A 25,096-nucleotide genomic window follows, 5' to 3' on the forward strand; every position below is an offset into this window, starting at 1 on the left:
GGTGGTTCAGGCCCCCCAACCGGCCTGGGTGCCGCCGACACGCTCGGCGACGATCTTCTCGAAGTAGCCCGACGCCTTGTACGCGGCGATCGGGTCGCCCGCCAGGCCCTTGCTTGCCCGCCAGTCGGCGAGCAGCGGCCGGACGTCGGTGTTGTAGGCGTCCATGAGCACCGCGTTGGCGCCCAGCACGTCACCCGCGTCCTGCGCCGCCTTCAGCGCGGCGGCGTCGACGAGCAGCGCCTTGGCCGTGGCCTCCTGGACGTTCATCACCGAGCGGATCTGGCCCTGGATCTTCGGCTCGATGTTGTGGCACTGGTCCAGCATGAACGCCACCGCGGTCGCCGGGTCGAGCCCGCCGCCGCGCACGACCTCGTGCATGATCCGGAACAGCTGGAACGGGTCGGCCGAGCCGACCATCAGGTCGTCGTCGGCGTAGAAGCGGGAGTTGAAGTCGAACGCCCCGAGCTTCCCGGCGCGCAGCAGCATCGCCACGATGAACTCGATGTTGGTGCCCGGCGCGTGGTGGCCGGTGTCGACGCACACGACCGCCTTGGGGCCGAGAGCGACGCAGTGCGCGAACGAGGTGCCCCAGTCCGGGACGTCCATCGTGTAGAAGCTCGGCTCGAACAGCTTGTACTCCAGCAGCATCCGCTGGCCCTCGCCGAGCCGCTCGTACACCTCTGCGAGTGCGTCCGCCAGGCGATCCTGGCGGGCGCGGATGTCGTCCTGGCCGGGGTAGTTCGTCCCGTCCGAGAACCACAGCTTCAGGTCGCGCGACCCGGTCGCGTCCATGATGTCGACGCATTCGAGCAGGTGGTCGATCGCCTTGCGCCGCACGCCGGCGTCGGGGTTGGTGACCGAGCCGAGCATGTAGTCGTCGTCCTGGAAGACGTTGGCGTTGATCGCGCCGAGCCCGACGCCCTGCTCGCGCGCGTACTCCGCGAGCGCCGCGTAGTCGTCGACCTTGTCCCACGGGATGTGCAGCGCGACGGTCGGGGCGGCCCCGGTGAACGCGTGCACCCGCGCCGCGTCGGCGATCTTCTCACGCGGGTCGCGGGGCACCCCGCGCTGCGCGAAGACCTTGAACCGCGTGCCGGAGTTGCCGTACGCCCAGGACGGCGTCTCGATCGCCAAGTCGTCCAGCCCGGCGGAAAGACCTGGGGGGTTAGTGCTGTCGGTCATCGTCTCTCATCCCCGAATCGGCGCTTCTCGTCGCTTCTAGTCAAGGTGGAAGAGCTCTGGAAGCGGCACCATCCCGGAGTCGGGGGCGGCGCCGTCCAGGTCCTCGAAGTAGGGGGCCATCTCGCTCTGCCAGCGGGCGTTGACGTCGGTGGCGGCCATCCCGGCCAGCGCGGCGGCGAAGTCGTCGGTCTCCAGATAACCGATGAGCAGGCCGTCTTCGCGCAGGAAGAGGGAGTAGTTGTGCCAACCGGTCTCACGGAGCGCGTCCAGCAACTCGGGCCAGACGCGCTCGTGAGCCGTGCGGTATTCCTCAAGCCGGTCTTGGCGGACCTTCAGGAGAAAACAAACGCGTCGCATGGGAGCCTTCAGTGTCAGGTGCCTGGGCCTAGGCGGACCTAGGCGTGGACCTAGGCGCACGCCTGGGCCCAGGCGCAGGCCTAGAAGTCGAACTTGTCGATGTTCGCGGCGTTGAAGACGGTGGGCGGGCCGAGGATCACGACGCCGTCCTTGCCGATCGTCTTCTTGCCGAGCTTGCCGGCGTCGAAGGTCTCGCCCTCCTTGCCGGTGATCTGCCCGGACGCGAGCGCGCCGCCCGCGTAGGCGGCCAGGAAGCCGAGGTCGGCGGGGTTCCAGAGCTCGAACTCCTTCACCGTGCCGTCCTTGACGAACTTGCGCATCTGGTTGGGCGTGCCGAGGCCGGTCAGCGCGACCTTGCCCTTGTGCGGCGAGCCGGACAGGTACCGGGCCGCGGCGGCGATGCCGACGGTGGTCGGCGAGATGATGCCCTTGAGGTCCGGGTAGGACTTGAGCAGGCCCTGGGTCTCGGTGAACGACTTCTGGTCGTCGTCGTTGCCGTAGGCGACCTTGACGAGCTCCATGTCCTTGTACTCGGGCTTCTTGAGCTCGTCCTTCATGAAGTCGATCCAGGTGTTCTGGTTCGTGGCGTTCGGCGTCGCCGACAGCACCGCGATCTTGCCCTTGTTGCCGATCTGCTTGGCGAGCAGCTGGACCTCGGTGCGGCCGATGTCCTCGGCGCTGGCCTGGTTGATGAAGACGTCACGGCCCGCGACGGCGGCGTCCGAGTCGTAGGTGACGACCTTGATGCCCGCGTTGCGGGCGTTCTTCAGCGCCGGGACGACCGCGTTGGAGTCGTTGGCGGAGATGACGATGACGTCCTGCTTCTGCTGGGTCAGGGTGTTGATGTACGACACCTGGCTGGATGCGCTGGCGTCGGACGGGCCGACCTCCTTGCTCTGGCCCTTGAACGCCGAGACGGCGTCGGCGCCGCCCTTGTTGGCGATCGTGAAGTAGGGGTTGTTGATCTGCTTGGGCAGGAAGGCGATCTTCAGCCCGGACTTGAGCGGCGCGTTCGGGTTGGCGGTCGCGCCACCGCCCGCCGCCGGGGCCTCGGTCTTCGCGTCGTCCTTCGTGGTTCCGCCACAGGCGGTGAGCAGCACGCTCGCCACGGCCAGCGCCGTGAGCTTCGGCAAGAGGGACATCAGACGGACGTTCCTTCCATGAGAGGTGGTGGTGTGACCGTCCGGGACCTGCGATTCCGGACGAGCGTGGCGAGGTTGGGAGCGAGCACCGACGAGATGAGCAGCAGACCGGTCACGAAGTTGAGGACCTCGTTGGACACGTCCGCGAGGATGAGCGCGTTGCGCAGCACGCCGAAGACGAGCACGCCGGTGAGGACGCCCGGCAGCGTGCCGCGGCCTCCGAAGAACGACACCCCGCCGAGCAGGACGGCCGCGACGACCGCCAGCTCCAGCCCGGTGCCGTTGTCGGCGCGGGCACTGGAGTAGCGGAGCGTGTAGACGATCCCGGCCAGCGACGCGAAGACGCCCGACGCGACGAACAGCCAGAGCTTGATCCGCTTCACCCGGATGCCGGCGAAGTAGGCCGCCTCCTGGTTGTAGCCGAGCGCGAAGACCGACCGGCCGAGCGGGGTGGCGTGCAAGATCACCCCAGCGATGACCGCCAGCACCGCGACCAGCAGGATCGGCTTCGGAATCGGGCCGATGGAGCCCGTCGCCCAGCCGGTGTAGACCTGCGGGAAGTCGGCCACGGCCTTGTCACCGAGAACCACGTACGCGAGCCCTCGATACAGAGCCAGGGTGCCGATCGTGACGGCTAGCGAGGGGAGCCCGAGCCGGGTCACCAGCAGCCCGTTGACCAGGCCGCAGACGGCCCCGACGACGAGCGCGATCACGAAGATCGACTCGATGGTGAGGCCCGCGTCCCAGAGCGTGCCGATGATCGCGCTGGTCAGCCCGAGCGTCGAGGCGACCGACAGGTCGATCTCGCCGGTGATGACGACGAGGGTCAGCGGGATCGCCATGAGCGCGATCTCCGACACGTCCAGCAGGAGGAACGACATGTTGGAGCTGCCGGCGAAGCCCTCGACGGTCAGGGAGGCGACCGACCAGGAGCCGATCAGCAGCACCAGCAGCGCGCTCTCCCAGGTCATGAGCCTGCTCTTGACGTCGTTCACCGGGTCACCTCCGCGACCGTGTTCTTGGGGCCGCCGCCACGACCGTTGGTCGTCTCGACGGACCGTTCGCGGCTCTTCTTGCGCAGCCGGGCGGCGAGCCGCAGCGCGAGCAGCCGGTCCAGGACGATCGCGGCGAGCAGCAGCGCGCCGTTGATGGCGTACTGGGCGAGCGAGTCGACCTTCAGCACCGCGAGGGCGCTGCTGATCGAGGTCAGCAGCAGCGCGCCGAGCGCCGCGCCCCACGCGCTGCCGACGCCGCCGGAGATCGCGACGCCGCCGACGACGGCCGCGGCGACGACGTCGAGCTCCTTGCCGGTGGCCACGGTGGCGTCGAGCGTGCCGAACCGGGCCGCCCAGAGCACTCCGGCGAGCCCCGCGATCGCCCCGTTCAGCACGAAGACCGTCAGCAGGCGCCGGGTGACCGGCACACCGGCCAGGACGGCCGCGTCAGGGTTGGAACCGATCGCGTACAGCTCGCGGCCCGACCGGAAGTTGGCCAGGCCCCAGCCGACGGCGGCCAGCACCGCCAGCGTGATCAGCGGCAGCACCGGGATCCCGACGATCTTCGCGGTGCCGAGCGACAGGAAGCCCGACGGCATGTCGGCCGCGTTGACCTGGCGGCCGCCCGCGAACCAGTAGTCGACGCCGCGGATCACGTACAGCGTGCCGAGCGTCGCCACCAGCGCCGGGATCCGGAAGTAGGCGACCAGCGCCCCGTTGAGGACGCCCCACGCCGCGCCCATCAGGACGCACGCGAGGACCACCACGATCACCGGCAGGCCCTTGTGGTCGGCGAGCAGCACGCCCGCCATGAACGCCGACAGGCCGGTGGTCGAGCTGACCGACAGGTCCACGTTGCGGGTGATGATCACCATGGCCTGGCCGATGGCGAGCAGCCCGATGATCGAGGCGTTGAGCAGGATGTCGCGGAAGCTGTCGATCGAGAGGAACCCGGAGTTGGCCAGCCCGGTGACGACGAACAGCAGGACCGTCGCGCCGACGATGCCGAGCTCCCGGATCCGGCCCAGCCGCTCCAGGGTGCCGTTCATGCGCGCGACCTTCACGGGCGCGCCGGCGGCCTCCGAGCCGTCCACGTGCGTGCCGTTCGCTTGCGTGCCGTTCACGCGGCGGCCTCCCCGCGTCCGGTGGCGGCGGCCATGACCTTCTCCTCGGTGGCGTCGGCCCGGGCGATCTCGGCGGTCAGCCGGCCCTCGTGCATGACGAGGACGCGGTCGGCCATGCCGAGCACCTCGGGCAGGTCGGACGAGATCATCAGCACGGCCAGGCCCTCGGCGGCCAGGTTCGACAGCAGCCGGTGGACCTCGGCCTTGGTGCCGACGTCGATGCCGCGGGTCGGCTCGTCGATGATCAGAACCTTCGGGCCGGTCGACAGCCACTTGCCGAGGACGACCTTCTGCTGGTTGCCGCCGGACAGGACGCCCACGGCGTCCGACAGGCGGGCGTACTTGAGCTGGAGCCGCTTGGCCCAGTCGGTGGCGAGGGCGCGTTCGGCCGAGCCGCGGATGATCGGGCCCTTCCGGAGCCGCTTCATCCCGGTGACCGCCATGTTCCGCTCGATCGACAGCTCCATGACCAGGCCCTGCTGCCGCCGATCTTCAGGCACCAGCGCGACCCCGGCGGCCATCGCGGCGTTCGGGGACGCCGCGCGCAGCGGCTTGCCCTCGACCGTCACCGACCCCGCGTCCCACCGGTCCACCCCGAAGATCGCCCGCGCGACCTCGGAGCGGCCCGCGCCGACCAGCCCGGCGAGCGCGACGATCTCCCCGCGTCGCACGCTGAACGAGACGTCGGTGAAGACGCCCTCGCGCGTGAGCCGGGACACCTCAAGGGCGACCTCGCCCGGGTCGACCGCGACCTTGGGGTAGAGCTCGGTCAGCTCGCGCCCGACCATGCGCTGGACGAGATCGTCCTCACTCAGCTCGGACACCTTCTCGGTGGCGATCCAGGCGCCGTCCCGCAGGATCGTCACCCGCTGGCAGAGGGCGAAGATCTCCTCCAGCCGGTGCGAGATGAACAGCAGCGCGCAACCCTGCTCGGCCAACGTCCGGGCCACGGCGAACAACCGCTGGACCTCGCGCCCGGTCAGCGCCGCCGTCGGCTCGTCCATGATCAGGATCTTGGCGTCGCGTGAGATGGCCTTGGCGATCTCCACCACCTGCTGGTCGGCGATCGACAGCCCGCGCGCGGGCCCGGCCGGGTCCAGGACGACCCCGAGCCGCGCGAAGAGCTCCTCGGCGGCCGCGTTCATCGCCCCCCGGTCGAGGCGGCCGAACGCGCCGCGCGGCTGGCGTCCCATGAAGATGTTCTCCGCGACCGTGAGATCGGGGAACAGGGTGGGCTCCTGGTAGATCACCGCGACCCCGGCCTTCTGCGCGTCGGCCGGGCTGTGGAAGACCACCGGCTCGCCGTTCAGCAGGACCTGGCCGCCGTCGGGACGGTGCACGCCGGCGAAGGTCTTCACCAGCGTGGACTTGCCCGCCCCGTTCTCTCCGGCCAGCGCGTGGATCTCCCCGGCGTACATGCTCAGGCGCACTCCGCGCAGCGCCTGGACGGCGCCGAACGACTTGCTCACCTCGGTCAGCGCCAGCACGGGCGTCGGATCGCTCACCTGCGCCCTCCTGTGGTCAAAAATCGTTTTAATGCCCGGATGCCTGTGGACAGTAGATGTGAGCTGAGACACCAGTCAAGACCTGCCGGGCAACGAATTGACACGTTTTACTTGGCCCGCCACCATGTGGCATGCTTCACCCGTTCATCGACGGACAGCCAGCGAGGGCCCATGGCGAGCAGTGACGGGACGATCGGCATCAAGGAGGTCGCGCTCGCGGCCGGGGTGTCACCCGGAACGGTCTCCAACGTGCTCAACCGGCCCGAACGCGTCGCGGCCACCACCCGGGCCCGCGTGATGCAGGTGATCAGCGAGCTCGGCTTCGTCCGCAACGGATCGGCCTCCAGCCTCCGCGCGGGCCAGGGCAAGCTCGTCGGCCTGATGGTGCACGACCTCGCCAACCCGTTCTTCACCGCCCTCGCCGCCGGCGTCGAGGACCTCATGAGCGAGCGCGGCTACGCGGTGATCCTCTGCAGCTCCGCCACCTCGGTCGAACGCGAGGACCGCAACGTCCGCATGCTCGCCGAACAGGGCGTACGCGGCGTCCTGGTCACCCCCGTCCAAGATGGCCGCGACCGCCTTAAGCTCCTCCACGAACGCGGGATCGGCACGGTCATGCTCGACCACGCCGCCACCCGCCCCCAGCAATGCTCGGTCAGCGTCGACGACATCGCCGGAGGCCGCACGGCCGTCGCCCACCTCCTGGAACGCGGCGCCCGCGACATCGCCTACGTCTCGGGCCCCCTGACGATCCGCCAATGCGCCGACCGCCGAACAGGCGCCCTCAAGGCGATCGAGCAGACCCCAGGCGCAAGACTGCGCGAAGTAGAAGCGTCCGACCTGACCCCCCGCTCAGGCCAAGAGGCGGCCGAACACCTCCTGGCGGAGCTCCCCGACGCGATCTTCTGCGCCAACGACCTGCTCGCCATGGGCGTCCTGCGGGCCCTCCTCCAGCAGGGCATCCGGGTGCCCGAGCGGGTCATGCTGATGGGCTACGACGACATCGAGTTCGCGACGGCCTCGGCCGTCCAGCTGACCTCGATCCGCCAGCCGACCTACCAGCTGGGCCGCATAGCCGCCGAACTTCTCCTGGAAGAGTGCGACAGCCCAGAAGACCACGCCCACCAAGAGATCCTCTTCCAACCCGAACTGATAATCCGCGAGTCCACCACCCCCTGATATCAAAAGAGCCACGGCCCTGGTCGGCCGTGGCTCTCTTCTCTTGGTGTCGTGTCGTTACAGGTCCAGCTCACCCTGCCGTACGCGGGTGACCAGCTCTGCGAATGCTCCGCTCGACAAGGCGAGGTGCCCATCTGCGGGAGCCTTGGAGTCTCGGACGCCGACCGCCCGCGCAAGCCGGGCGAGCTCGACACAGTTGTCCTGGCCGGAACTCGCGCTGCGGCTGGATTTACGCCATTTCGTCACTGTTGCCCTCGATCATGTCTCGGAGCCTGGCACGGGTGGCCTCCGGCGAGAGCGCCCGCCCGCTGGTGCGATCAAAGCTGACGGCGAGTTTACGCAGGTCGTCCCGATCTGTCACAAGCCTGCCGCGGGACGAACTCTCGGCCCAGCCTACCTCCCGCTCTGGAGTACTGAAGAGGTAGAACTCGCCCTCAAGGCCCACCACAAGCCCAGCGTTCACCGGGACCAACCGGAGCGTGACGTGAGGCAGCTCCGCGATCTCCGCGAGCTTCTTGAGTTGATCCTCCCGGTATTCGGGAGGGATCAGTATCAGTGATACCTCCGAGAGCAACACCGAGATGTAGGGAGGGTCGGCGCGCGTGAGTGTCGACTGTCGCACGGCACGCTGGGCGACCTGGCCTTCGACGTCGGCAGAACCCGCCATGGTGAAGATCGCCCGTGCATACTCCGGCGTCTGGAGAAGGCCAGGAATGATGGCCACCCCGTTGACGCGCATCATGGTCGCGAGCGCCTCGTACTCGACCACCGCGAGGAACTGCGCCGGTGCCTGCATGGTGTTGGCGAAGTGATGCAGAGCCTCCAGCAGCCCACCCGTTCCCCATGCCTCATCGAGAGTTCTGAGAGCCTCAACAGGCGGATGATTCCGTCCGGCCTCCCAATTCGAGACCGTCTTGTGGTCGACGAGCACGCGCTTGCCCACCCCCGCCTGCGATTCCTTCGCCGCCACCCGGTGTTTGCGCAGTTGAACGGCAAGGCACTCCCACAATCCGGCCATCGGGTCTATTGACTCCGCGGTGCTGCCCATTGCCCCTCCGTGACTCTCGACCTTCTCGCGAGACGGGGCCAGATTAGTAGTCGCCGTGTGACTCTGTGTCGTGAACGCACATTTGTTCAGCCGTGGCCGAAGGGTCACGCGGCTTGTCTACACCAGGGAGTACCGGTGGGTGACGCAATGACGATGATCGGGCCGCCGTATCTGCGGCTCGACCTCCGCCTGCACGGGAGTGAGGTGAGCAGGGCCCGGGAGGCCACCGCCCGCGCACTCACCGATCTCGGCCACCTGGAGCTGGTCGGCGACGGGCAGACCGTCGTCTCGGAACTGGTGACGAACGCGCTGCACCAGAACAGCCGTGACGGCAGCCCCGCGAGGCACGTGCCCTTCGTCCTCTACGAGAACGACGGTCGGCCGTTGGTGGAGGCGTGGGACGCGATTCTCGGCGAGGTCCCCCGGATCAAGTGCGCCACCGAGGAAGACCTCGGGGGACGGGGACTGCTGATCGTCAATGATCTCGCGGCGCGCTGGGGTTACCGGCACGCCACCCTGTGGCCGAACGGCCCGATGTGGAAATGCGTCTGGGCACTGCTCAAGTGATCCACCGGCGGCTCGCCGAGGTGCTGAAACCTGACGCGATCTCACTCCTCGTGGACGGCGGGGACCGGCGGATACGCTCCATGCGAGCAAGTCGTTCGCTCTCCTCCAGAGCCGCGCCCTCTCGGTAGACGACTCGCTTGAGTACCTACGAAAGATGGTGCGTGCGGCTCTCCTGGAGACCGTCCGAACGCAGGCGTAGCCGCAGCATCTGAACGCCTCCAGGCCATTCCGAGTCGGTGGGCGGATTCGTCCAGCACGAACGAGGAGGCCCTGTGGCGAGCCGCTCACCAAGTCGATCGCGTCGCGGGAGATCTGCGGCGCTCTTCGAGCCGAGCCGGGCGGGTGCGGTTATGGTGTCTGGCCGCGGATGTGCGCTGTGACGAAGTCGTAGACGATGTCACCGACGCGCTTTCCGAGCGCGCTGCCGGCCGCGAGGGAGTCGGGGAAGTGGACGCCGCCTATGAGCCTGGCGCGTGCGCAGTCTTGCGACCACGCGGTCCAGGTGTCCCACGACAGCGTGGTCTGCCTGCGCGGGGTGATGCCGGGCTCTATCAAGGAGCTGCCGGGGGCGAAGGTGATCGAGTAGCCGAACTCGTCGGTTCCGGTGAACCGGCGGGCGGCCTGGGCGTGCGCGAAGGAGAGCGTGGACGAGGTGGAGGGGTACTCGGGGTGGTCGGCGGTGTTGATGTAGCTGCGCCACTCCCTCCCTTTGATGTCGTTGACCGTTCCCTTTCCCGGGCCGCCCCAGGCGGTGACGTTCTTGTCGCCGTAGAGGAGCCGGACCGCGCTGAACGGCCGCACCGAGTCGTAGTGCCGCTTGAAGTGCCATGCGGCGATGGTTCCGTCGTAAATGCAGACGTTGACCATGAAGTTGAGGGAGATGTACCGCTCAAGGCTGTACCCGCGGGAGTCGGCGATGTACCAGATGGTCGGGGGATACGCCCTGAATTTGTCGTCGATGTTCTCCGCGAGAAGCTTTTTGGCGTCGGTCAGCTCGGCCGATTCCTTCAGTACCACGTCCGTCTGCCGCTTGTAGCCCTGCCGGTTGTGCGCCCAGTCGCTGTTACTGGGTGGTGGCACATCGAACGCCGCCGGGTTCCGGAACGAATACGGGCGGGTGATGGCCATCTGGGGGGTGATGAATTCCTGCACCCGGAAGATCCCGTTGCCCGTGGTGACGATGTTCGGTTGCCAGCGGGACGGATCCCGCAGCACGTGGGCGGTGTTGACCGGACGGTATCCGACGTAGTTGGCGAAGGGTTGCCGGTTGTACTTCCGGCCGCCCTCGTCGCCGAGCTGGTTCATGCCGTCGTGCAGCAGGAAGGCGAGCACCGCGTTTCCGGCCTTGTTGCCGATGCCGACGGGGGTCGTGGTGTTCTCGCTGGTGTCGTCGGGGTTCAGCCCGACCGAGGTCATCATCGCGCGCCATTGCGCACGGAACTGCGGCAGTTCGGTGTTGAGGACGCGGAGGCTGGCATACATGATCGCGATGTTGCGATTGCGGTTGGTCCTGCCCTCGGACGCGGGCCTGCGACCGAGCTTGGAGGCCACACCGACGGCCGTCGGATGGTAGGGGGCGGTCGAGTCGAACCACGCGTTGTTCAGAAGTATGGCGTGCCGCACTGCGAGCGGGACGTCGGCTCCGGTGGCCCCCGTCGACACGAAGAGGGGGTTCTCCGTGGGGATGACCACCTCCCTTATGGCGTTTCCGGTGTCGAAGTCGAACGGGGCGGCCGCCGATCTCTGATCCGCCGCACGGGCCGTGCCGGAGGCCTTGCCGTCGAGCGCGATGGCCGAGAGCACGGAGCCGCCTGCGACCGTGCCGCTCTTGAGGAGTTCTCGCCGGGAGTGCATAGGAACCTCCGTGGGGAGGACGGGACCTCACTATGCGCCTGCGGAGAGGTAAAACCAACAGTCAACTGATCGGGCCCATTCAGGCCCGAATGAGATCAGTGGGTGGCGGGTTCGAAGAGTTCTATGAGGTTGCCGGCCGGGTCGGAGAGCAGGATCTGGCGTCCGCCCGGCCCGGCGGTGAGCTCGCTGTCGAAGGCGATCCCGGCACCGCGCAGGCGGTCGATCTCGGCGTCGAGGTCGTCGACGATGAGATGGATGCGGTTGCGGCCCGGCACGGCGGAGTGATCGGGCGTGGCCCGGGCGCCGGAGCTTGCAGGCCCGGACAGCAGCAGCCGCAGCGGCCCGCGGATCACGTCGGCGAAGGCGGGCGCGGGGTTGGTGTGCAGCGTGAAGCCGAGATGAGCGGTGTAGAAGTCGACCGCGGTGCCGACATCGTCGACGATGTAACGGACGCTGGCGAGTTCCTGAGTCGTCATGACCGGACCTCCGGTTTCGTGGCGAGGACGGGCAGCAGATGGCGGATACGGGTGTCGATCTCCGCCGCCATCCGCCTGAACGCGGGGTAACCTGCGGGTTCGGGGATGCTCCAATGGATCAGCCGCGACCGGTCGCCGAACTCGGGCCGGACCTCGCGGACCTTGTCGCACAGGCTGATCAGGTGATCGAAACGGTGGGCGGTCACCGTGTCCAGATGGCGTGGCCGCCGGTCGCCGAGGTCGATGCCGTACTGCTCGCGCAAGACCAGCACGGCGTGGGGATGCAGGTGCGACCGCGGGTGGCTGCCCGCGCTGGTCACCTCCACGCGGCCGCCGGTGCGGTGACGTAGCAGCGCCTCGGCGATCGGCGAGCGCGCGCTGTTGCCGGTGCACGCGAACAGCACCCGGCTGTGACCCGGCTGTTCGCCGGACGACGGCATGGGATCGAGGCGCAGCGCGGGGTGGAGGGCGCTGCCGGTCTCGGCCAGCGCGCTCGCGCAACGTTCCAGATCGAGGTGGTAGTAGCTGTCGCGCCCGTCGAAGCTGCTCCGCTGGGCGGTGACGAGCCCGCTCCGGCGCAGCAGCCGCAGATGGTACGAGATCAGGTTCTGCGGCTGACCGAGCAGGTCGACGAGCTCGCGGACGCGGTAGTCGCTCCCGGCCAGCGCGGTCAGCAGCCCCCACCGCACCGGGTGGGCGGCCATCTGCACGAACGCCGGGGCTTGGAGCGCCATGCCCCCAGAATACATCAAACTAATTTGATGGATCTGCCCGCGACACCATGCCGCGACGCGGGGCCGGACGCCATGCCGCGACGCGGGGCCGGACGCCATGCCGCGACGCGGGGCCGGACGCCATGCCGCGACGCGGGGCCGGGACGCCATGCCGCGACGTCAGTGAGACGAGGGGCGGAACGCACGAAGGGCCACGACGCCCTGTGAGTAGCGTCGTGGCCCCTCTGCTGTGCGCCTGCGTGAGCTTGCCGGCCGAAAGGTGACGGCGTATCGCCGCACCCTGGGCGGCACTCAATCGTGCTGGCACGTAGAAGGCTACAGATGAGGTGCCTCGCGTCGGCGGCGACGCGCGCGTCGCGCCTGCCGAGCGGCGAACGGCGCCTCCGGTGCGACGAGCGGCGGGCCGCCGGTGCCGGTCAGACCACCCGGTTCACCGACTGCTGCATGATCGCCTGCGCCAGCTTGTACTGGGGCTGCGCCTTGAAGGTGGCCAGAGCGGCCTGGTACTCGCGGTCCTCCTTGAGGACGCTGACCGTCGGATGGTCGGGCGAGTCCGGGGCGGAGGAGTCCAGCAGGTCCATGACCTTGAGGTTCTGGATCCGGTTGAGTGCGGCGGCGACCCCGGGCCGGTTGGAACCCATCTTGCCCAGCGCCCCGAGCCGCCGCACCGGGCCGAGGTTGCTGAACCGGGCGAGCAGGTACGTCAGCCCACGGTCAGGGTCGATCGAGCGGGCGGTGCGCGGGGCGGCGACGTCCGCGACGGCGGCGGACGGCACCGCGGAGGCCACCGCCGTGGTGGTCACGACAGTGGCCAGGACCAGGCCCGCCACACGAAGGGAACCGTTCATGCTGGTGTTTCCTCTCTTCGACAGGTGAACACCAGCGATCCTCACCGGCGGCCCTGCCGCCCCGGCGCGGGTAGACCAGCGCCAAACGCAATCCGCACCGAATCCTGGCACTGGGAAGACGGGCACGAACGAGCCGGGAGCCACCTCGTCCTTCCTCGTCGGACCCTGGGAAGAGGCAGGACGAGGTAGCGCCGGGGCGAGGTGAATGATCTCCCTCGCCAAGGATGTCGGCTCCCGTCCCCTTCGGGAGCCGACACGAGCACCGAACCGAGATACAAGGACCTCGGATGAGAGCGACAATTCTCTGGTCGCCCCCGGATCTCCAGCGGCGGGATGTCGGCTAGGGGGCCCCGAAGAGCTGCATGACCTTGTCGAATGACGCGAAGGGCCCGGTTTGCGGGTCGTGCGTCATTGCGCAGCCGCCGCCGAAGGGATAGAAGGTCTTGCAGTTCTTGGGCTCTGCCATCGCCGGTGCTGTGCTGAAGACCAGCGGCGCCGCCATTATCGAGACCAGGGTGAGTCTGCGGACGACCGGGGGGACCTTTTTCATTCTACCTCCACGTCTCCGGATTCGGCTGGTGGAACGTTGATGACCTACCCGCCAGATAATTGGCCACCCGTAGCCGTCGGTAGATACTTCTTTTACGTTTTCTCAGCTCGGCCGCTTTACCGGCAGAAGCCAGATTTGGGATATAGGTGACAAATTCGAGCACTGACATCCTCGATTCAGGGAGTTGGACGCACCTTACTTTCTGGGGCGGCGATTGAGGTAACGGTCGTCCGCACGGCGCCCCAGGTCAGCGATCATGGTCGTGAGGCGCTGAAGACCGCGGGGCGGTGGGGGAGCGGGCGGGAGCGGGGGCGGCTCGCCCGGCGCGAGTGCGGAGTCCTCGTACAGCCGGGTCAGCGGGGCCGGGGCCCGCCAGTTGGCGCCGCCCCCCAGCCATAGCACCGCGGGTGCCAGCAGCAGTCTCACCAGGACCGCGTCGGCGAGGACGGCCACGCCCACGCCGAGCCCGATCATCCGCATCACGGTGGCGCTGGAGAACGCCAGTACACAGGCCGGAATGATCATTGCGACGGCCGCGGTGAAGGCCGGCACGGCGGCCTTCGCGCTACCGGTGGCCACGGCGTCCGGATGACTGAGGCCGGCTTCGTAGTGCTGACGGGCGCTGGCGAGCAGCAGCGCGGTGTGCGCCATCGCGAGGCCGGTCGCGACGGCGAGGATAGGCGGCAGGGCGGTGGCCTCCAGGAACCCCGGCGGCCGGAGGGCCCCGGTGAGCGTGCGCAGCCCGCCGTCCTGCATGACCATGACCAGCGCCGCGCAGGCCGTCACCGGCGCCAGCGCGCTGAGCACGGCTCCCTTGAACGCCGCCATCAGACCGCCGCAGAAAAGGAACAGCAGCGCCAGGCCGAGAAGTGCCCCGGTGAGCGTTGCCAGCGGCAGAGCTTTGCTCGTCTGGGCAGTGGTGTCGGCGGCGCGGGCAGCGGACCCCGTGATGAGCGTCCGGCCCGGTGCCTCAACAGCACGGACGCGATGCAGCAGGCGATCGCCCTGGCCCGTCTGTGAATGTTGCTTGGCAGAGACCGTTACCAGGGTCGCGCCGAGATAGCTGAAGCGGCTGGGAGGTGCGCCGCGCCGGGCCTGTTCGGCCAGGACCGCCTCCTTGGCCAGGGCCGCCTGCCTTTCCAGCTCCGCCTTCTGAGCCAGCGCCGCCTTCTCCATGAGCGCTGCCTTCTTGGCCAGCTCGGCCTTGGTCATCGCTGCCTTCTGAGCCAGCGCCGCTTTCTGAGCCAGGAGGCCTTGCTGCGCCATCGCCGCTTGCTGGGCAAGGGCGGCCTGCTGCGCGAGAGCCGCCTTCCTGGCCTGCGCGACCTGCCTCATCAGCGCTGCCTTCTTGGCCAGCAGGGCCCTTTTGGCCTGCGCCGCACGCCCGGCCTGGAGCGCGGCCATGGAGGAGGGACCGGACGGGACGAAGTCCGGAGGAGGCGGGGGCAGCCGGCGGGGCGGACGAGGATACGTCAGTGACCCGTTCGGCGGCGCGGGCGGGAACGGTGACGAGGACCGCGCCGCCACCCGCATGTCGGGCGCCTTACCGACGTACGTGCCGGTGACCGTCTGCACCTGCTGCACCCCGGGGATCTCGGCGAGGCTGCGGGCGTACCGTTCGACCTGCCTGCGTTCCCCGTCATCGCCGGCGTCCAGATCAGGCAGGACCACCTTGAGCTGCCGGTCGGGAGGAAAGTCGAACTCGCGCCCGATGCGGCGCGCGGTGGAGTGCGCGTCGGCGGCCAGCATGCGCTCGTCGGAAACCCCGAGGCGGGCCTGCGACCCCACCATGACCGCGGCCGCGGCCAGCAGCAGACCGACGCAGCCCAGCGCCATCGGACGCCGCGCCGACATCGAGGCCACCCGGAGCCAGGCCCCCTCCCCGAACCCGCCGATCGGTACCACGGGAAGCTCGATGGGCGGCTGGGCACGAGACGTGGCGCCACGCGGCCTCACGCCGCGCAGCACAGTGCCGACCAGGTAGCCCATGAGAAGCGTCAGCAACGGCCAGTCGCTCCGCGATCGAGACCGCCGGGACGCGCCTCCGGGCCCGGACGCGGTAGTGAGCACCGCGACGTTGAGCAGGACAGCGACGGCGATGCCGAACGTCACCACACGCCGAATGCCGCGCCCCCGGCCCGAGCTCCTCCGAGCCCCCGAGCCCAGCCCCTCGCCCGTCCCCCCGTTCGGGCTCCTGCCGGGCCCCCCGTTCGGGCTCGCGCTCGGCGCATCGTTCAGTACCGTGCCAGGCCTTTCGCCCGGCCTTGCGCCGGGCCGCCTGCCCAGCCGTCCGTTCGGTCTTCTGCTGAGCACTCCGGGCAGCCGCCTGCTGAGCCGCCCGCCCGGCGCGCTGTTCGGCTTCCTACCGGAGGTCTCGATCGGGCTCGTGCTCGGCGCATGGCTCAACCCTCCGCTCGGGCTTTCGTTCTGCCTCGTACCGAGCCTCTTGGCCGCCTCCCCGCTCAGCCATCCGGTCAGGCGTTCGCTCAGGTCCGTGGCTGGCTTCCCTGTTGGACGCCTGCCTTTGCTTGGCGGTGTGGTCAGGCGCGCGATGTGACTGAGGCTTGAGGCGAGGACGCCCCACGGGGTGGCCTGTTGCGTCGGCCAGTCGGTGGGTACGGGCCTGGCCGGTGTTGCGGGGATGGTGCGGCGGCGCAGGCGGGCCAGCATGTCGCCGCTCTCAATGCGGTCGCCGATCAGTGCCAGAAGCGCGGGCAGCACCACCAGCGCCACGACTGCGGGGAGGACGGTCGCCGTCAGTGCGGCCAGGGCCAGGATGCGTGCGGAGTCGACGGGCACCACGAGCAGGCTGACCAGCGTCGCCATCACGATGGCCGTCGAGCAGGCCACCGTGTGGCCGGCCGTGGTCAAGCCGCGTTCGAGGGCCGCCTGCCTGCCCGCCCCGGCGGACAGTTCCCGCCGGTAGCGGGACACGATGAGCAGGCAGAAGTACAGCGCCAGGCCGAACGCGATGATCCCGGCCAGCGGCGGTGCGGCCATCGGCAGCGGAGTCAGCCGGCTCATCGGCCACAGCAGGGCCAGCGCGAGCGCCGCCGCCAAGGCGGCCATCACGACCGGCGCGAGCACCGCGCACACCGGCCCGACGATGAGCAGCAGCGCGACCACTGCCAGCGCGAGCGTGAGGAGTGCTGCACGCGGTAGTTCACGCCGCAGCTCACGGGTCTGCTGCACCAGCGTCCAGGTGCTGCCCGCGGCCGTCACCTGGAGCTCGTCGGACACGCGGGCGGCCGCGGGCACCAGGTGACGGGCGGTGCGCGCCCGGCTGGACGCGTCGCCGGACAGCCGCACCACCACCAGCGCCGCACGCCGGTCACGCGAGCGCAGGTCGGCGGGCCTGTCCGGCCAGTACGACCGGACCTCGGCCACCCCCCGGTGCCGGCCGACCAGGCGGGTGAGCCGCCCTCCGTCCGCCGACACCCGGGGGGAGTCGACCTCCGCGCGGGCCGCCACCCGCAGCGTCAGATCCGGTTCGCTGTCGTGGGGAAAGCGGCGATCGAGGAACGCGTCGGCGTCGGTCGACGCGGTGCCGTGCGCGGCGGCCGCGCCGGCGGTCAGCCGGTACAGGGCGCCGGTCGCCGGGATCGGCGCGAACAGGGCCAGTACCGCTGAGATGGCCAGCACATAGTGCTGCTGACGCACCGACCATCGGGTCAGGACGGTGAGCGGCCGATCGCCGGCCCGCCGGGGATTACGCCGTGCCTGCGACACCGCACCTCCTAGCTCAAGGCTTGGACCAGGCCTGTACTCCGATCAGACCCTCGGGCCCGAGAGCGCCCACAGCTGCGCGCCGTCCCGGCCGTCCAGGCACCGGTAGTCGCGGGCGCTGCCGATCGTCACCAGCCACTGCCCGGTGGCGTTGCAGGGCAGGAAGTGGGGGAACGAGCCGACGTAGTGCCAGAACGACTTCGGCCCGGCGGCGTGCGCGGGCGCGGCGGCGGTGACGGGACCGGCCGCGAGCAGGGCGGTGGCCGCCGCGAACAGGGCGGCCCGACGGCCGAGGCGCCTGGGGGTGGGAGGCATGAACGCGCTCCTTCGTGTGCGGGGGCTGGAACGGCCAGTCGGGCCCGGCCACGCCGGACCCTTCGTGTTCACGCGCCAAACATTCCCGTGACTAAAGGTAGTCAAACGAATCCCCAGTGTCATTGTGGCCGGGTGTCGATGCGGTTGTGGATCATTGCCGCCATCGGCACAGGCAGACTGCCGGGTGGGCGTTCCGGGGGTGGCCCGGCTAGGTACCTTCTTGCCCGCACCTATTTCCCATGGAGTCCTCAGGTCTCGGAGTGGCTACATAAGGTAACAATCAATAACTCTCGGTTATTGTTGGCCAATGACCCACAACTGCTCACGCGTCTCGCTCACGGGCCTCGCGTTCGGTGTCGCGCTGCTCGTCCTCGCCCCCGCCGCCGTGGCCGACGCACCCCCCTGCACCGACACCTCGACGCTGTTGCCTCTGGCGGCGCCGATCGGCGCGGGAGGAGTCCCGACGTCACCATGGAACACCCCGGCCTGCCCCGGAACCCCCGGCGACACCGAGCCGATTCCCGGCCAATGAGCTAGCACCTGCGGGTTTCCGTGAGCCCCATGGCCCTGCCGGTCATGGGGTTTCACGCAGGCGGTGCCAGGACGCGGCCACGTCGCTAGCCTGCCGTCATGATCGGCCATGAGGATCTGCGAGCGGCCGAACTCGTCGCCGGGTTCGAGGGGTTGCGCACGGGGCTGGGTGACGACGTCCCGTTCACCGTCCACTGGCACGCCGGACGAGGGCAGTGGCTGTACGACATCCGCTACGAGAGCGACGTCACCACCGCCCAGGCCTTGCGCACGTTCGCGCAGGGAATCCTGACCGCCGCGCAGACACGCGTCGGCGACTATGACGTCGTTCTGTCCGATGATGGCTATGCGCAGGTCGAAGCCGGCGTCGGCTTCTCCGACGTGGACGGCCCGATCGAGTTGACGGTCAGCGCCTGGTACGACAGCCAGCAGGACTTCGCCGGAGTCGGGCCCGGCGGGCAGGCGCTCTACCACAATCATGTGGGCTGGTCCCTGCTGTCGCTGGCCGGTTCCGTTCCCGATGAGGAACGACTCGTCGCGTCCGCGCGGACCTTGCTGGGACGCCTGGACGCGGCAACGGAAACGCCGCCGCAAGCACCGACCGCTGCGGAGACCGTCGTCTCCTTCCCCGGCCGCCAGCAACTGCTGCTGCAACGACGCGGCGACGAGTGGCAGATCAACCTCCCCAACCTTCTGACGGCACCGGTCCACCAGGAGAGCGTTCGCGTGTTCGCCAACGTCCTGCTCCATCCGGCCGCCGGGCCGTGCCCGATGGTGTTCACCGACCGCTACCGGCTGGACCTGTCCCTGGCCGGCGACCACCTGCTCGCCCGCGCCGCCTCACCCGGCGACGACGGAACCGAGCACACCCTCGACGTCTGGATCGGGCCGCTCACCGAGCAGCACATCTCCGCCGCGGCCCACACCCTGCTGACCGAGGTGAGCGCGCCGAATGACGGAACCGCCAGATAACCGGCGGCGTCGCGACGATGGCTCGGTACGCCGGCCGGTCCGGCCGCGCTCTTTGATTCCCAAGATCATCGCTCTTTCGGGCAAATCTCCTGGGCGTGCATTTCCTGCCCTTCGGGCGGATATGGATAAAGCTCTTTCCGGCTGATCGCGGTCGGCGTTATTGCTAGGGTCCAGATCCACCCAAAGAAAGACAACTCAAGGGGCGTTTCTGCATGTTCATTTCATGCCGCGTGGTAAGCGCGGCATTGTCGGCGGCGATGATCGCCGCGTCGGCACTCGCCGGCTCGGTGGTCGCGCCTGAGGCGGCCCGGGCCGAGGTCGGCGCGAAGCCGGCACCGCCGCCGGGTCCGACTCCGCTCACGAACTTCCCCGCGGCGTTCGCCTTGTCGATGTTGGCCCCTGAGCAATCGCCGCCGGGGGCGAACGACTGGTCGTGCAAGCCCTCGGAAACCCACCCCGAACCGGTGGTGCTGGTGCACGGCACCTTCGCCAACGCCTACAACGCCTGGGCCTATGTGGCACCGGCCTTGAAAAGGGAGGGTTATTGCGTCTATGCCGTGAACTATGGCGGTCGTCGCGGTAATCCCATCAAGGGCACCGGTGATATCCGCCTGTCCGCACGGACCCTGCGTGATTTCGTCAATCGTGTCCGCAAGGCCAGTGGCGCCCGCCAGGTCTCCCTCGTCGGGCATTCCCAGGGCGGCATGATGCCGCGCTGGTACCTCAAGTACGAGGGAGGCACCGATCCCGCCCATCCCGAACGCAACAAGGTGGCCCGGCTGGTCACGCTGGCGGGCACGCACCACGGCACCTCGATCATGGGTGTCAACTCGATCCTGGACATCCTGGGGGTGCAGGAGCAGGCCGGACGCGTGATCAGCACGGCGGCGGTCCAGCAGGGCACCGGGTCGCGTCTGCTGCTGGCCCTCAACCGCGGCGGCGACACCATGCCCGGCGTGCGCTACACCGTGCTCGGCACCCGGTACGACGAGGTCGCCACGCCCTACCGGCAGACGTTCCTGTCGGCCGGTCCCGGAGCGTCCGTCCACAACGTGGTCCTGCAGAACGGGTGCGAGGTCGACCTCACCGACCACCTCGGCATCACGTACGACCCCCGAACCCTCCACTACATCAAGAACGCACTCGACCCGAAGCGCGCCGACACCTCGGTAGGTCGTGCCGCCACCTGCCAGCCGTTCTTCCCGGTGGCAGGCCCCCCGCTCAGCGAATGAGCCCGTCTTACAGGTGAGTACTGCCCGCGGCCCCCGTTCCCGCTACTGGTCACGGGGGCCGCGGCGCCGCGTCAGCCCGGCGGCCGCAGGTGGTGCTCGTCCGCCAGCAAGCCGTGTCGCTGGGCGTAGAGGGCGGCCTCGACCCGGCATTGCAATCCCAGCTTCTGGAAGATGGCGTGGACGTAGTTCTTCACCGTGTTCTCGGCGATGCCCAGTGTCCGGGCTATGCGCCTGTTGGACATGCCCTGGCCGATGAGCGCCAGGACCTTGCGCTGCTGGCTGGTCAGCCACAGGTCGCCGCCGTCCTGATGAACCAGCTCGGCGATGGGTTCGGTCCGCTGCTCAGGCGCCGGCCCGGGCCCGGGGACGGATGCGGGTTCGGACGCCGGCAGCCCGCGGACGCCGTTCCGGGCCTGTTCCAGCTGCCGTAGCAACTTCATCTGCAGGATGAGGACACGGTGGGCCATTGCAATCATGGTCTCCAGATCCAGTTGCGCGGTCTCGCCGGCGTCGGGCTGACCGGCGGCACGGGGGTCCAGCTCCCACGGTCCGGGGGTGTGGGAGCCGGCGGCCGGGTCGGTCGCGTCCATATCTCACTCCTTGCGCTGGAATGGATGAACTGAAGAGCGTGTGAAGCGTCAGGGGCGGGTCAGGTCGTGGTGGACGGTCCGATCTCCCGTCCGCCGCTCCGGCCCGCGTAGGAGCGCCAGCGTCCGCGCCAGCCGATGGGGGCGCCGTGGCCGGTGCTCGGGCACTTCGACCTCGGTCAGTCCGGCGCGTTGCTGCAGCCGGGCGAGCGGTCTTGGTGCCCACCAGTTGGCGGGGCCGGTGAGCCGCATGAAGGCCGGTACGAGCAGGCCGCGGACGACGGTGGCGTCGACCAGGACGCCCAGTGCGAGCCCGACACCGATGATCTTCAGAAGCATGATGCTGGAGGCGACCAGGAAGCCGGTCGACACCGCCACCGCCACCGCCGCGACGGTGACCAGCCGTCCGGTGCCGGCGATGCCCTTGACCACGGCGGCCGTGTGGTCGCCGCCGGTCCGGTAGTGCTCCTTGATCCGTGACAGCAGGAACACCTCGTAGTCCACCGACAGCCCGAACGCCACCGTGACCGTGAAGATGAGCGCGAGCAGTTCGACCTGGTGCGTCATGGTGAAGCTGCCCAGTACCGTGCGCAGATGTCCGTCCTGGAAGACGGCGACGACGGCGCCGCAGATGGCGGTCAGGCTGAGCGCGCCCATCGCCACCGCCTTGGCCGACACCAGCAGGCCACCGGTGAACAGGAACAGCAGCACCAGCACCGACCCCGCGACCAGCGTCCCGACCAGCGGCAGATGCCCCTGCACCACCGCGAGCGTGTCGGTCGCCTGCGAGGTGCGGCCGGTGATCAGACGTTCGCCGGGGGCGGGCACCTGGCGGATTCGCGCGAGCATGCGGCGGGCTCCGGCGCTCTGGAAGCCATGCGGTCCCGACACGGTGATCAGTGTCGCGTCACCGGAGGTGAAGCGGCGCACGAACAACGCCTCCCGTGCTTCCTGCGACTGCGACGCCCAGCCACCCGGCGGATGCCCCGCGTTGCTCGCGGGCACGGGTCGGTTCTCGGGTGCGGACGGGCTTGACGGCGGGTGGTCGCGGCAGGCGAACCTTTCGTCGGACGGCATCCCCGCATCGGGCGCGGAGGGGCGGACAGTGGTGCCCCGGTAGACGCCGGTCACGGTCCGGACGACTGACACCTGGGGCACGGAGGCCAGCCGTTCGGCGTAGCTGACGATCTTCTGGCAGGCACGATGGCCGGTGGCGCCGGTGTGCGGCAGGACGATGTAGAAATCGCGGTCGAGGGGGGTGGCGAAGTCGCGGCCGATACCGATGCTGGTGGCGTGCGCCTCGGCGGACGCGGGGAGCACCCGCTCGTCGGCGACCCCGAACTGGGCGTGGGCGAAGGGCATCGCCAGCAGGCACAACACCACCACGCACGACCCGCCCACCCACACCGGCCACCGCGTGGCCATCGCCGCGATGCGGTGCCATGCCCCCTTCGCGGTTTCGCGGCCGCCCGTTCGGCGTCGTCGCGCCCACGGCAGCCGCATGCGGGGGTCTGTTCCCGGCGCGGCGGGGGAAGGCCGATGGGCGGATCGGCGGCGGAGCCAGCCGACCGGGTCGCCACGGTCGATGCCGGCACCGACCGCCGCCAGCATGGCCGGCTGGACGAGCATGGTGGACGCGGCGCCCATCGCCACGACGACGATCGTCGTCCACGCCAGCGACCGTACGATATCGAGCGGGATGACGAACAGGCATGCGGTGGCGGTGGCCACGGTGAGGCCTGAGAAGAGCACGGTGCGGCCCGCGGTCATCATGGTCCGTTGCAACGCCTCCTCGACTCCCGCGCCGCGGCTGAGTTCGTCGCGGAACCGGGTGGTGATGAACAGGCTGTAGTCGATCGCCAGGCCGAAGCCCAGCCCCATCGCGACGTTGGGCGCGTACACCGTGACCTGCATGACGTGGGTGCTCAGCCGGAGCACGGCCAGCGTGGCGACGATGGTCAGGCTCGCGATCAGCAATGGCAGCAGCGCCGCGTAGGCGGACCGGAAAGCCAGTAGCAGAATGATGGCCAGCAGCGGCGCGGTCAGCAGTTCGGCGCGGTGCAGATCCTGTCTGGCCATGCGCAGGGCCTGTACCTCCGCCCAGGCGAGCCCGGTCGTGGCCACGCGCAAGGGCCGTGCCTGCTCGGTCATCCGTGGCACCAGTTCTTCGGCCGCCCGCGTCGCGTCCGCCCCATCTCCCCTGAAGGCCACTCGGAGCAGCGCCGACCGCTGGTCGGCGGAGCGCAGCGCCGGGTCCGGCGACAGCCAGTACGACTGGACGAGCTCGACGCTCTCCTGGGCGGCGATCCAGCGGCTCAGCCGGACGCCCGCCCTGGCCGCCTCGGGAGAGTCCACGCGGTCGTCGGCGGTCACCCGCAACACCAGGTCGGACGGGCCGGCCTGGAACCGCCGCGCCAGTACGGCATCGGCTCGCGTCGACTCGGTGCCGTCGGCGATGAACCCGCCGTTGGACAGCCGCCGGTCCAGCCCGAGCGAGATCATCCCCAGCACGGCCATCAGCACGAACGCGACGGCCAGCAGCCGCCGTCGATGAATCACGCACCAGCGCGCGTAGCGAGCCAGACCACCGGGATGACGCCGTGACCGAGGGGCATGCCTCGGCCGATACCAGGGCCGGCTCACCGGCGCCCACCGCTCTGTCCGCCCGCGGCGCGCCGGACGAGAGGTCCGTGGAGACGCAGGGCGACGTACTGAGCGGCATGTTGGACGGTCATCAGAAGTGGTCCTTGGCGTCGATGCTGGTCGTCCTGGGCATGCGCAGCCCAAGAACTGAAGAACGGCACCCGGGCTTGACGCACTCCTTCACCTACCATGACCTTACGAATTCGAAACTTAACTCTTTGTAGTTTATGCAGGCAATGGGCCATAAGGCGGCGGACTCAGCCGGTGGCCGGCGCGCGCCGGGTGAATGGTTCGGAAGTTCTGCTCAGGGCTGGGCGAGCGCCAAGACCACGTTGTGGCCGCCGAAGCCGAAAGAGTTGCTCAAAGCGAGCTCGATGTCGGCAGAGCGTGCCTGGCCGGTGACCATGTCGAGCTTGATATCGGGGTCCTGCCGGTCGAGATTGGCCACCGGGGGGATCATTCCTTCTCGAAGGGTCAAGGCCGTCAGAGCCGCCTCGATGGCGCCGGAGGCCGCCAGCGTGTGGCCGAGCACCCCCTTGTTGGCCGTCACCGGCACACCGGCCGGCATGAGCCGGTGCATGTGCTGGGCCTCCACGGCGTCGTTGAGCCGGGTGCCGGTGCCATGAGCGTTGATGTGGTCGACGTCGGCCAGGTCAGCTCCGGCGTCGGCCAGGGCCAGGCGGATCGCCGCTTCGGCGCCGCGGCCCTCGGGGTCGGGAGCGGTGGGGTGATGGCAGTCGTTGGTCGATCCGCATCCGGCCAGCCCGGCGTAGGGCGTGCGACCGCGGGCACGGGCGCCGGCGGCGCGTTCCAGCACCAGCACACCGGCTCCCTCGCCCATCACGAAGCCGTCACGGTCCGCGTCGAAGGGGCGGGACGCGGCGGCGGGGTCGTCGCGCCGCCTGGACAGGGCGCCCAGGCGATCGAAGGCGGCCACCACCAGCGGGGTGAGCGAGGCGTCGACGCCTCCGCAGATCATGATGTCGGCGCTGCCGGCCCGAAGAAGATCCCTTGCCAGGTGCAAGGCGGCGGACCCGGAGGCACATGCGGCCGAGCTCGCCAGGGACGGGCCCCGGGCCTCCAGAACACGCGCCACCTGGCCCGCGACCATGCTGTTCAGCACTTTGGGCATGGTGAGCGGCGGCACGGCGCGCGGTCCTTGCCGCAGCAGCCGGCCGTGGGCGTCCTCCAGGGAGGCGATGCCGCCGATGGCCGACCCCAGGACGACCCCGACGCGCGTGCCGTCCCAGCCGCGCGGATCCAGCCCGGCATCGGCCACGGCTTCCATGGCGGCGGTCAGCGCGAACTGGTGCCCCCGGTCGAGAGTGCGCGCCAGCCGTTTGCCCAATATCGCGTCGGCGTCGAACTGCGGCACGTGACAGGCGAAGTCCACCCCCAGCCCGTCCAGTTGCGGCTGGCGCACGGCCGGCGACCGCCCGGCGCACACCCCTTGCCAGGTGGCCGCCGTCCCTATGCCCGCGGCGGTGACCAGGCCGAGACCGGTGATCACGACATCAGGAGCCGGCATG

The 25,096-nt window shown here is 69.4% G+C and carries 23 protein-coding genes; 5 read left to right on the forward strand and 18 right to left on the reverse strand.

Going from position 1 to position 25,096, the window contains the following annotated elements; translation table 11 throughout:
- Positions 1–6: 6 nt before the first annotated feature.
- From rhaI to ACGFNU_RS34515, 6 genes are all read right to left on the reverse strand, one after another.
- A complete protein-coding gene (gene rhaI / locus ACGFNU_RS34490; protein ID WP_392600552.1) occupies positions 7–1,182 on the reverse strand; it encodes an L-rhamnose isomerase in 1,176 nt (391 codons plus the stop codon).
- 36 nt (positions 1,183–1,218) lie between these two features.
- The gene (locus tag ACGFNU_RS34495; protein WP_392600554.1) at positions 1,219–1,539 is read right to left on the reverse strand and encodes an L-rhamnose mutarotase; all 321 of its coding nucleotides are present in this window, start codon (positions 1,537–1,539) and stop codon (positions 1,219–1,221) included.
- 80 nt (positions 1,540–1,619) lie between these two features.
- A complete protein-coding gene (gene rhaS, locus ACGFNU_RS34500) occupies positions 1,620–2,681 on the reverse strand; it encodes a rhamnose ABC transporter substrate-binding protein (RefSeq protein WP_392600556.1) in 1,062 nt (353 codons plus the stop codon).
- A complete protein-coding gene (locus ACGFNU_RS34505) occupies positions 2,681–3,676 on the reverse strand; it encodes an ABC transporter permease (protein WP_392600557.1) in 996 nt (331 codons plus the stop codon). Before ACGFNU_RS34505 ends, rhaS begins: the two co-directional genes overlap by 1 nt.
- Positions 3,673–4,800, reverse strand: coding sequence for an ABC transporter permease (locus ACGFNU_RS34510; protein WP_392600558.1), 1,128 nt, complete (start codon positions 4,798–4,800; stop codon positions 3,673–3,675). The genes ACGFNU_RS34505 and ACGFNU_RS34510 overlap by 4 nt, the downstream gene beginning before the upstream one ends.
- Entirely contained in the window at positions 4,797–6,269 is a 1,473-nt protein-coding gene (locus ACGFNU_RS34515; RefSeq protein ID WP_392600696.1) for a sugar ABC transporter ATP-binding protein, read from the reverse strand. The genes ACGFNU_RS34510 and ACGFNU_RS34515 overlap by 4 nt, the downstream gene beginning before the upstream one ends.
- Positions 6,270–6,476: 207 nt before the next feature.
- Between ACGFNU_RS34515 and ACGFNU_RS34520 the strand changes: the two genes are divergently transcribed.
- Positions 6,477–7,484 (forward strand): LacI family DNA-binding transcriptional regulator, encoded by a 1,008-nt coding sequence (locus tag ACGFNU_RS34520; RefSeq protein WP_392600560.1) that lies wholly within the window; start codon positions 6,477–6,479, stop codon positions 7,482–7,484.
- 57 nt (positions 7,485–7,541) lie between these two features.
- On the opposite strand, the gene ACGFNU_RS34525 is transcribed toward ACGFNU_RS34520, so the two are convergent.
- Positions 7,542–7,730: a DUF397 domain-containing protein gene (locus ACGFNU_RS34525; protein WP_392600562.1), complete on the reverse strand. Its 189-nt coding sequence runs from the start codon at positions 7,728–7,730 to the stop codon at positions 7,542–7,544.
- The gene (locus ACGFNU_RS34530) at positions 7,714–8,532 is read right to left on the reverse strand and encodes a helix-turn-helix domain-containing protein (RefSeq protein WP_392600565.1); all 819 of its coding nucleotides are present in this window, start codon (positions 8,530–8,532) and stop codon (positions 7,714–7,716) included. The genes ACGFNU_RS34525 and ACGFNU_RS34530 overlap by 17 nt, the downstream gene beginning before the upstream one ends.
- 135 nt (positions 8,533–8,667) lie before the next feature.
- Here ACGFNU_RS34530 and ACGFNU_RS34535 point away from each other — a divergent pair, with 135 nt between their 5' ends.
- Complete coding sequence (locus ACGFNU_RS34535) at positions 8,668–9,099, forward strand: ATP-binding protein (RefSeq protein ID WP_392600567.1); 432 nt, start codon at positions 8,668–8,670, stop codon at positions 9,097–9,099.
- A gap of 348 nt (positions 9,100–9,447) precedes the next feature.
- On the opposite strand, the gene ACGFNU_RS34540 is transcribed toward ACGFNU_RS34535, so the two are convergent.
- The 7 genes from ACGFNU_RS34540 to ACGFNU_RS34570 all read right to left on the reverse strand — a co-directional run bounded on the left by ACGFNU_RS34540 (position 9,448) and on the right by ACGFNU_RS34570 (position 17,602).
- The gene (locus ACGFNU_RS34540; RefSeq protein WP_392600569.1) at positions 9,448–10,953 is read right to left on the reverse strand and encodes a vanadium-dependent haloperoxidase; all 1,506 of its coding nucleotides are present in this window, start codon (positions 10,951–10,953) and stop codon (positions 9,448–9,450) included.
- A gap of 95 nt (positions 10,954–11,048) precedes the next feature.
- The gene (locus ACGFNU_RS34545) at positions 11,049–11,429 is read right to left on the reverse strand and encodes a VOC family protein (RefSeq protein ID WP_392600571.1); all 381 of its coding nucleotides are present in this window, start codon (positions 11,427–11,429) and stop codon (positions 11,049–11,051) included.
- Positions 11,426–12,163 (reverse strand): ArsR family transcriptional regulator, encoded by a 738-nt coding sequence (locus ACGFNU_RS34550; protein ID WP_392600573.1) that lies wholly within the window; start codon positions 12,161–12,163, stop codon positions 11,426–11,428. Before ACGFNU_RS34550 ends, ACGFNU_RS34545 begins: the two co-directional genes overlap by 4 nt.
- Positions 12,164–12,579: 416 nt before the next feature.
- Positions 12,580–13,011: a hypothetical protein gene (locus ACGFNU_RS34555; RefSeq protein WP_392600575.1), complete on the reverse strand. Its 432-nt coding sequence runs from the start codon at positions 13,009–13,011 to the stop codon at positions 12,580–12,582.
- Between the two features lie 340 nt (positions 13,012–13,351).
- Positions 13,352–13,561: a hypothetical protein gene (locus ACGFNU_RS34560; protein ID WP_392600577.1), complete on the reverse strand. Its 210-nt coding sequence runs from the start codon at positions 13,559–13,561 to the stop codon at positions 13,352–13,354.
- 195 nt (positions 13,562–13,756) lie between these two features.
- Complete coding sequence (locus tag ACGFNU_RS34565) at positions 13,757–17,290, reverse strand: MMPL family transporter (RefSeq protein ID WP_392600579.1); 3,534 nt, start codon at positions 17,288–17,290, stop codon at positions 13,757–13,759.
- A gap of 42 nt (positions 17,291–17,332) precedes the next feature.
- Positions 17,333–17,602, reverse strand: coding sequence for a hypothetical protein (locus ACGFNU_RS34570; RefSeq protein WP_392600581.1), 270 nt, complete (start codon positions 17,600–17,602; stop codon positions 17,333–17,335).
- Between the two features lie 307 nt (positions 17,603–17,909).
- On the opposite strand from ACGFNU_RS34570, the gene ACGFNU_RS34575 reads away from it, so the two are divergent.
- From ACGFNU_RS34575 to ACGFNU_RS34585, 3 genes are all read left to right on the forward strand, one after another.
- Positions 17,910–18,134 carry a hypothetical protein gene (locus ACGFNU_RS34575; RefSeq protein WP_392600583.1) on the forward strand — a complete coding sequence of 75 codons (225 nt, stop codon included), beginning with the start codon at positions 17,910–17,912 and terminating at the stop codon, positions 18,132–18,134.
- A gap of 98 nt (positions 18,135–18,232) precedes the next feature.
- The gene (locus ACGFNU_RS34580; protein WP_392600585.1) at positions 18,233–19,105 is read left to right on the forward strand and encodes a hypothetical protein; all 873 of its coding nucleotides are present in this window, start codon (positions 18,233–18,235) and stop codon (positions 19,103–19,105) included.
- A gap of 212 nt (positions 19,106–19,317) precedes the next feature.
- Complete coding sequence (locus ACGFNU_RS34585) at positions 19,318–20,337, forward strand: esterase/lipase family protein (RefSeq protein WP_392600587.1); 1,020 nt, start codon at positions 19,318–19,320, stop codon at positions 20,335–20,337.
- A gap of 71 nt (positions 20,338–20,408) precedes the next feature.
- Here ACGFNU_RS34585 and ACGFNU_RS34590 read toward each other — a convergent pair whose 3' ends face one another.
- From ACGFNU_RS34590 to ACGFNU_RS34600, 3 genes are all read right to left on the reverse strand, one after another.
- Positions 20,409–20,927, reverse strand: a complete 519-nt coding sequence (locus ACGFNU_RS34590) for a response regulator transcription factor (RefSeq protein ID WP_392600589.1) — start codon at positions 20,925–20,927, stop codon at positions 20,409–20,411.
- Between the two features lie 48 nt (positions 20,928–20,975).
- Positions 20,976–23,483: an MMPL family transporter gene (locus ACGFNU_RS34595; protein ID WP_392600591.1), complete on the reverse strand. Its 2,508-nt coding sequence runs from the start codon at positions 23,481–23,483 to the stop codon at positions 20,976–20,978.
- A gap of 388 nt (positions 23,484–23,871) precedes the next feature.
- On the reverse strand, positions 23,872–25,095 hold the full coding sequence (locus ACGFNU_RS34600; RefSeq protein WP_392600593.1) for a beta-ketoacyl-[acyl-carrier-protein] synthase family protein: 1,224 nt from the start codon (positions 25,093–25,095) through the stop codon (positions 23,872–23,874).
- Between the last annotated feature and the right edge of the window lies 1 nt (position 25,096).

The sequence above is a fragment of the Spirillospora sp. NPDC048911 genome (assembly GCF_043198015.1).
Lineage (GTDB): Bacteria > Actinomycetota > Actinomycetes > Streptosporangiales > Streptosporangiaceae > Spirillospora.

Coding starts and splice junctions, on each gene's coding strand:
- ACGFNU_RS34520 (WP_392600560.1), top strand. CDS start 6,477: ATGGCGAGCAGTGACGGGACGATCGGCATCAAGGAGGTCGCGCTCGCG.
- ACGFNU_RS34600 (WP_392600593.1), bottom strand. CDS start 25,095: ATGCCGGCTCCTGATGTCGTGATCACCGGTCTCGGCCTGGTCACCGCC.
- ACGFNU_RS34555 (WP_392600575.1), bottom strand. CDS start 13,011: ATGAACGGTTCCCTTCGTGTGGCGGGCCTGGTCCTGGCCACTGTCGTG.
- ACGFNU_RS34560 (WP_392600577.1), bottom strand. CDS start 13,561: ATGAAAAAGGTCCCCCCGGTCGTCCGCAGACTCACCCTGGTCTCGATA.
- ACGFNU_RS34495 (WP_392600554.1), bottom strand. CDS start 1,539: ATGCGACGCGTTTGTTTTCTCCTGAAGGTCCGCCAAGACCGGCTTGAG.
- ACGFNU_RS34550 (WP_392600573.1), bottom strand. CDS start 12,163: ATGGCGCTCCAAGCCCCGGCGTTCGTGCAGATGGCCGCCCACCCGGTG.
- ACGFNU_RS34585 (WP_392600587.1), top strand. CDS start 19,318: ATGTTCATTTCATGCCGCGTGGTAAGCGCGGCATTGTCGGCGGCGATG.
- rhaI (WP_392600552.1), bottom strand. CDS start 1,182: ATGACCGACAGCACTAACCCCCCAGGTCTTTCCGCCGGGCTGGACGAC.
- ACGFNU_RS34580 (WP_392600585.1), top strand. CDS start 18,233: ATGATCGGCCATGAGGATCTGCGAGCGGCCGAACTCGTCGCCGGGTTC.
- ACGFNU_RS34590 (WP_392600589.1), bottom strand. CDS start 20,927: ATGGACGCGACCGACCCGGCCGCCGGCTCCCACACCCCCGGACCGTGG.
- ACGFNU_RS34540 (WP_392600569.1), bottom strand. CDS start 10,953: ATGCACTCCCGGCGAGAACTCCTCAAGAGCGGCACGGTCGCAGGCGGC.
- ACGFNU_RS34545 (WP_392600571.1), bottom strand. CDS start 11,429: ATGACGACTCAGGAACTCGCCAGCGTCCGTTACATCGTCGACGATGTC.
- ACGFNU_RS34530 (WP_392600565.1), bottom strand. CDS start 8,532: ATGGGCAGCACCGCGGAGTCAATAGACCCGATGGCCGGATTGTGGGAG.
- rhaS (WP_392600556.1), bottom strand. CDS start 2,681: ATGTCCCTCTTGCCGAAGCTCACGGCGCTGGCCGTGGCGAGCGTGCTG.
- ACGFNU_RS34575 (WP_392600583.1), top strand. CDS start 17,910: ATGACCCACAACTGCTCACGCGTCTCGCTCACGGGCCTCGCGTTCGGT.
- ACGFNU_RS34570 (WP_392600581.1), bottom strand. CDS start 17,602: ATGCCTCCCACCCCCAGGCGCCTCGGCCGTCGGGCCGCCCTGTTCGCG.